This window comes from Cribrihabitans pelagius (assembly GCF_048820915.1).
Lineage (GTDB): Bacteria > Pseudomonadota > Alphaproteobacteria > Rhodobacterales > Rhodobacteraceae > Cribrihabitans_A > Cribrihabitans_A pelagius.
In genome coordinates this window covers 157,861-163,892 of record NZ_JBMERR010000010.1, presented here as the reverse complement: position 1 = coordinate 163,892, position 6,032 = coordinate 157,861, and the positions used below count along the sequence as shown (strand labels likewise).

The window sequence follows — 6,032 nt, the reverse complement described above, 5'->3', positions numbered from 1 at the left end:
GCGCAACCCATTGCGGTTGATGAAGATAATCCCACTCAAGACCCGACGGTCGTCAACGCGAGGCTTCCCGTGGGACTTTGGGAAGAAGGGTTTCAGACGGGCCATCTGCTCGTCGCTCAGCCAGAAACGGTCAGACATGTTCACCGCTCGTTTTGAGCACCGTGAATCACGCGGCCAAACGGAAATCAATGGGTCCTGAGCCTAATCCACTCGACCAGGCCCAACTCTAAGAGAACTTGCGGGATGGGAACCACGCGGCGGCTGGCCACTGTTTTCCCGTCTTGCTCAACGGTCCAAGCAAAGCGCAAGCAGAATACTCCATCGTCATGCCAGATCAGGTCACCAGCCTTCAGCTGGAGGACTTCGCTGAGGCGAGTTCCCATTGTCATGATGATCAACGGCACCCAGTAGATCGCGTCTCGAATTAACTTCTTCCCGGGCCGGGTGCGCCGGTTCTGACTGAAGCATCCCCTATAGATCGGTGACGTCAGCAGTTTCTTGAGGCGGATGCCGCTCCACCGGGAACGCGTTTTGGGGCGCGTCATGCGAAGGAAGAGTGGTTCCTGTTTTCTCAGCTCCTGGCTGAAGGATTTCATTTCTTGAGCGAGAGCCGAATAGGTGAGTACCTTGGTCTTTCCCGAGTAGCCAAGGCTGGTGGCTGCTGAACGAAGGATGTCATGAATTCGGTCGAGGTGACGTTCCAGGTTCGTTTGCGTCATGCGGATCGACAGCAAGTCTGGAAGCTTCGCAAGTTGTTGTCGCTCGCTGGCACCTGGGATTGCTCGGACCTTTACATAGCATTCAGCATCATGCGCATCTGCTGCAGCGATCAGCTCATGCTTTGATATGGAAATTCCTTCCTTTTCATGGCGGTTCTTTCCATGTTTTTGGCCATGGTCCCGCGGCAGGCGGTGAAGAAAGCGGCAGAAATCGACGATACGTCTTGCTGCTTGCTCAAGGGAGACGTTCCCAAAAAACTCCAACAGCAGCCCGCCGGTAGCGTCCAGTTTGCGGCGCATTTCTGCTGTCTTTCCTCGCTTTGCAATCTCTACGGCTGTGGTGATTGATACGAATGGCGGAATCTGTCCGTCCTTCGGAACAATCTGAAAGCGCTCGAAGAGCCCGGCTGCAACGGCCAGTGGATCCTCAAAGTCTTCCAGCACTGTTAGCTCTGCTTTCCAGGCAGCTTTCAGGGTTGTAGCAAATTGCCTCGCTGCTCCAGCATCCATCGGATTTACAGGCTGTTCTCCAATTTTTGCTGCGACTTCCTTTGCAAGCAGAATGGGCCGCGACAAGTCTCTTCCCCGCAGTTCGACTTGAAGGAGCTCCAGTTCGGCACTCAGGTGCAAGATTCGCTCTTCAGCATCGAAGGCTGGGTCAGACAAGTTGCCGAGTAATTGTTCGAAATGGCTTCGAACGATCTCCCGCGAAATGGCGTGGATGGCTTCTGGCGTAGCGGGTGCAGTAGGCTCGATGAAAATCTCTCTGTCTCCTTCCTCGGGCACCGGGGAGCAGGTCTCCAGTGCAGGTGTGGGAAGGACGTGAGTCTCGTTGCGCTCGGACAGAAACGAGTTTGAGAGCCGGTTTGATTGCTTTTTTGTTCGACCAGCAGGGCTGCGGTCCGTGTTAGCTGCGCGGCTATCGCGCAAAAGCAGCGCAACCGTGCCAGCATCGACTTGAAGCCGATCTACTGATTTTGTTGAGTTTTTCATGGAAAGTGGCTGGGGTGGTAGGATTCGAACCTACGGTACACGGTACCAAAAACCGCTGCCTTACCACTTGGCTACACCCCATCGGTGAGGCGCTGTCTAAAGTTTGTTTCGGAGGGGCGCAAGAGGGTTTTGGGAAAAAAATGCACTTCTTTTCGAATTGGCCGGCGGGGCGCTTCGGCGGGGCGCGGCAGGGCTGATCCCCCAGCCGGGGCTTGGCGGGTATTCGGCGCGAATTGAGGGGCTTAGGCAGTACGGTATGGGCCCGGCACCGGCCGGATGCGGGCGCGCTTGGAGGCGCTTTTCCGGCTCGGGGAACGGTCACTCCGGCGGTCGGGCCGTTTGGCGTCCGCCTAGCCGAAACCGGAGAGGCGGCGGGCGGCGTGCAGCGGCAGCGCGGCGCCCGCGGCGGCCGGGCGGTAGCCGCTCAGCGGGTCGAAGATGTGGCGGATGCGGCCGCCCTCGCGGCTCGCGGTCATCAGTACCGGGCGGCCGTTCACGGCCTCGGGACTGACGGTCACCGGCAGGGTTCCGGTCAGCCAGCCGCCATAACAGGGGGGCCGGTCCGGGCAACGGATCACGATTTCGAAGTAATCCAGCGCCGCCATCCGGAAGATGAGGTCCGGCGCCCCGTCCAGACAGCCGCCCAGATGCTCGACCGAGACCTCGGCGCCGATCAGGTTGCGCACGGAATAGCTCCAGCGGTGCATGAAGCCCTCAACCACATCGAGAATTTCCGGCGAGCGCTCCTCGGCCTGCATATCCGGCCCGTAGTCGGAAAAGCTGCGGTTAAACGCCAGGATCGAAGTCATGCGGCCTCCAGAGTCCGGGGTGATGCGGCGGCCTATCCGCCGGGCCGGGAGCGCGGGGCGGCCCAACCGTGAGTATTACCGCGCGCACCGCAGCGCGGCTTCGTAACCGGAAGGCGCGGCCTCCTCGCGCGGCACCGCTCGTAGATGGATGTCACATGCATCTGTTGCACCATGCCCCCCCGCTATGACGCAGGGTTCCGCGCGCAGACCCGCTCACCGAAGCCGCGCGGCCGCCGGCCGGGCTGCTGCGGGCTGGGCCGCTGCGGGGGTTACTCCGGCACGCCGGCGTCGCGCAAGGCCAAGGCCCAGTCGCGCCCGGCCGGGCTCATCGCGGCGGGGTTGTCGCGCTGGTACTGCGACAGGCAGAAGCCGGGTGCGGCCTCGAGCAGGGATTTCACCGTGTCGCGCGCCTCCGCGCCGCGACCCGACAACTGCAGCGCAATGGCCTTGGAGCGCAACGGCACCGGGAAGGCGCCCTTGGCCTCCAGCGAGCGGTCCGCCAGCTCAATAGTGCGGCCGTAGTTGCGGGCCGACAAGTTGGCCAACGCGGACATCGCATCGAAATAATAGCGCTGCGGCCCCAGAGGGGTCAGGCGGCAGGCGGCATCGGTCAGCTGCACCGCCTCCTCCGGCATGTCCTGATAGGCGCGGGTGGTGCCCTTCAGCAACAGCGCCAGCGCCTCATTCGGGTTGTCGCGCAAGGCGAGATCGTAGGAATCCTGCGCCGAGTCGAAATGGAACATCAGGTTGCTGGAGATCATCCCGTTCAGCGTATGCGCGAGCGAGAAGCCGGGCGCGGCGCGGATCGCGGCGGCGGCCATCTGGCTCGCCATGCGGCTGTCGTGCTCGCGGTCGCGCGACAGGCCCTTCTCCACCCGCATCACGTGCCAGAACCCCATCCAGGTGAGCGCCAGCGGATGCTCGGGCTCCCGCGCAAGCAGCCGGGTCAGCACCTCCTGCGCCTGCTGGTACTTGGCCGCGTCCATCTCCTGCATGAGGGAGATCGCAGCCATCAGCAGCGTGTGGCTGCCCAGGGCGGACAGCGGCTTGAAGCTGGCCAGGCGCACCGCCTCCGCAGCGGCGGTCTGACCGATTTGCTGGGTGGCGTTGCTGAGGATGGTGCTGCGCCCCTCCATCAGTCCGCTCAGCGAGCCTTCGAAGCTGCGCGACCAGATCACCTTCTCGCGCACCGCGTCGTGCAGGTCGATCTCGGCCCGGAAGCGACGGCCCTCGCTGCTGCTGATGACGGTGCCTGAAACCAGGTAATCGACACCCGCCGCCGCCGAGACATCTGCAGGACGGACGCTGGCCGGGTCGAACTGGCGCGAGGCGAGATAGGAGGTGACTGAGAAGGCCCAGCTGCGCGACAGGTGGCGGGACAGCTCCTCCGACATCAGTTCGCCCAGAGGCTCCGGCGCGCCGCCGGGCGTGCGCTGCGCAAACGGCAGCACCGCAATCGACGGCAGCAGCTTGTCCAGGATCACCCGCCCCGGCGCGCGGGCGGCGGCCCCGGCAGGCACTCGCGCGAATTCGGTGCGCGCCTGGCTCAGCCATTTGCCAAAGGCGGCTTCATGCGGCAGCTCGAAGCCTTCCATGAACTCCGCCCCCGAAGCGCAGCTGTCCAGCTCCACCCGCGACAGGTCCAGCGTCACCCGCTCCCGGTTGGCCGAGATCAGCCCGGCCGCCTCCCCGCCGAGGTGGCGGCGCAGCGTCGAAAGCGCGGTGCGCAGGCTGGCCTTGGCCTGCTCCGGCTGGGCCAGGCACCACAGGGTTTTTTCAAGGAAGGCCCGGGTCCGGATACCGCCATCGGCCGTGGATAAGAGTGCCATCAGCGCCTGATGTTTGGCGCCGAGAGGAATGCCCGAGCCGTCAGGGCGGAAGACGCCAAAAGCTCCAAAACGGCAAATCTTTAGAAGAATACTCATGCCAACCCCCGCTTAGCGAATATTGCACGTCATGATTACAACACCATTACGTCAGCTTGTATATAATTATTTTGCAATCTAAAGGCGAATAGAGGAACGATTTTTCAATGTGCACTTTCGATAGATTATCGACCCAATAATCCCCAAATGCTTGATCACTGAAGCCAGCCTAGGAAATTCGGCGGAGGGCCGCAATCCGCACAGCCGGCTGCCCCGGCTTCGCGCTGGACCTGTATCCGCAAAGCCCCACAAGACCCTTGCTCCGCGAAAGCGCGACGGCTTTTACAGGCGTGCGGCGCCAAAAACGTTGGATAAAGACAAGTTTCCCGGACACCGCCGGACGCAAACCCGCGCCCTGCTCTGCCGGGAGGTGAGCAGGCCGGCGGCCCGGCCTGCCAGAGCCGTAGTTACTGGCGGCTCAATTCCTTCCATTTCCCGTCTTCGACCACGGAAATGACGATATCGTCTGCACCGCGGTGATCATCGGCCCCATAGGTAATCTGGGTATCGGTTAGCGCGTCGAAATAATCGAGACTTTCCATCCCGGCGATAAAGCTTTCATGGGTAAGATCCGGCCCTGCCGCCTCCAGCGCGCGCACCAGCGTGTCCGCAGCGGAATAGCCCAGCATCGCAAAGCCGCCCGCGGGCTGGCCGAATTCGGCTTCGTAATCGGCCATGAACTTGGCCGGTGCCTCTTCGTCGGCGCGGGCGATCAGGTCGGCCCAGCCCGAGGCGGCAAAAAGCCCGTCGGTGACGCCGCCCGGCACCGCCGCCACCGCCTCCAGGAAGCCGGCCGAGGTATTCAGGAACCTGACGTCGGTCCAGCCCAGCTTCTTTGCGGTCCCGGCCACGGTGATGCCCTGCCGCACGCCCAGCGCCAGGGTGACGATATCGCAGCCCGCCGCTTTCAGCTTGGTGAGCGAGCCGGTGAAGTCCAGCTCGTCCGGCTTGTGCGTGGTCTCCGCCGCAAAGCTGAGCCCCAGTTTATCGGCGGTGTCCTTGGTGCCCTCCTCGATCTCCTTGCCGAAGTCTGAGGGGATATACATTGTGCAGACTTCTTCCGCGCCGAACTCCCCGGCGAGGTAGGTGACCCCCGCGGCGGTCTGGTCGTAATAGCTGGAAAAGCCGATGAACTTGTTTTCCACCGGCTCCTGCAGCATCTGCCGCGCGGCGGTGAGCGGGCCGACGTTGGGGATGCCCTTGGGGTCCAGCAGCTTGAAGCCCGCCAGGTTCATCGGCGTGCCCAGCGACAAGAGCATGGCAAAGACCTGATCGCGGTTCAGCAGCTTGTTGTAGCCCTGCATCGCGCGCGGAATCTGGTAGCCGTTGTCCTCCACCACAAAGCGGATCTGGCGGCCATGCACGCCGCCCGCTGCATTGGCTTCGGCAAAGCGCAGGTTGGCGCCGTTGACGGCCGGCACGCCGACGGCGGCAAAGATGCCGCTGAGGTCATTGACCGAGCCGATCACCACCTCGCTGTCGCTCACCCCTTGCGTTTCGGCCATCGCGCCGGTGCCGCAGGCCAGCGCCGCGGCCGCAAGCGTGGATGCCAGCTTACCTCTGAGTGTCTTCATGAGTGCCTCCTC

General features: G+C 62.9%; 5 protein-coding genes and 1 tRNA gene. All 6 read right to left on the bottom strand.

What is annotated here, in order from left to right; all coding sequences use genetic code 11:
• On the bottom strand, positions 1-138 hold a 138-nt coding region (locus ACOHX0_RS11125), incomplete at its 3' end, for a transposase (protein ID WP_420676758.1).
• Between the two features lie 47 nt (positions 139-185).
• Positions 186-1,712, bottom strand: coding sequence for a site-specific integrase (locus ACOHX0_RS11120; protein ID WP_420676751.1), 1,527 nt, complete (start codon positions 1,710-1,712; stop codon positions 186-188).
• Between the two features lie 6 nt (positions 1,713-1,718).
• Positions 1,719-1,793: transfer RNA gene (locus ACOHX0_RS11115), tRNA-Gln, on the bottom strand.
• A gap of 269 nt (positions 1,794-2,062) precedes the next feature.
• Positions 2,063-2,521 (bottom strand): hypothetical protein, encoded by a 459-nt coding sequence (locus ACOHX0_RS11110; protein WP_420676750.1) that lies wholly within the window; start codon positions 2,519-2,521, stop codon positions 2,063-2,065.
• A 269-nt stretch (positions 2,522-2,790) separates the two neighbouring features.
• Entirely contained in the window at positions 2,791-4,446 is a 1,656-nt protein-coding gene (locus ACOHX0_RS11105; RefSeq protein ID WP_420676749.1) for a transcriptional regulator, read from the bottom strand.
• A gap of 407 nt (positions 4,447-4,853) precedes the next feature.
• Positions 4,854-6,020, bottom strand: a complete 1,167-nt coding sequence (locus ACOHX0_RS11100) for an ABC transporter substrate-binding protein (protein ID WP_420676748.1) — start codon at positions 6,018-6,020, stop codon at positions 4,854-4,856.
• Positions 6,021-6,032: the final 12 nt, after the last annotated feature.

Bases quoted from the DNA above. Each gene is read 5' to 3' on its own strand.
- ACOHX0_RS11120 (WP_420676751.1), bottom strand. From the start codon at position 1,712: ATGAAAAACTCAACAAAATCAGTAGATCGGCTTCAAGTCGATGCTGGC.
- ACOHX0_RS11110 (WP_420676750.1), bottom strand. From the start codon at position 2,521: ATGACTTCGATCCTGGCGTTTAACCGCAGCTTTTCCGACTACGGGCCG.
- ACOHX0_RS11105 (WP_420676749.1), bottom strand. From the start codon at position 4,446: ATGAGTATTCTTCTAAAGATTTGCCGTTTTGGAGCTTTTGGCGTCTTC.
- ACOHX0_RS11100 (WP_420676748.1), bottom strand. From the start codon at position 6,020: ATGAAGACACTCAGAGGTAAGCTGGCATCCACGCTTGCGGCCGCGGCG.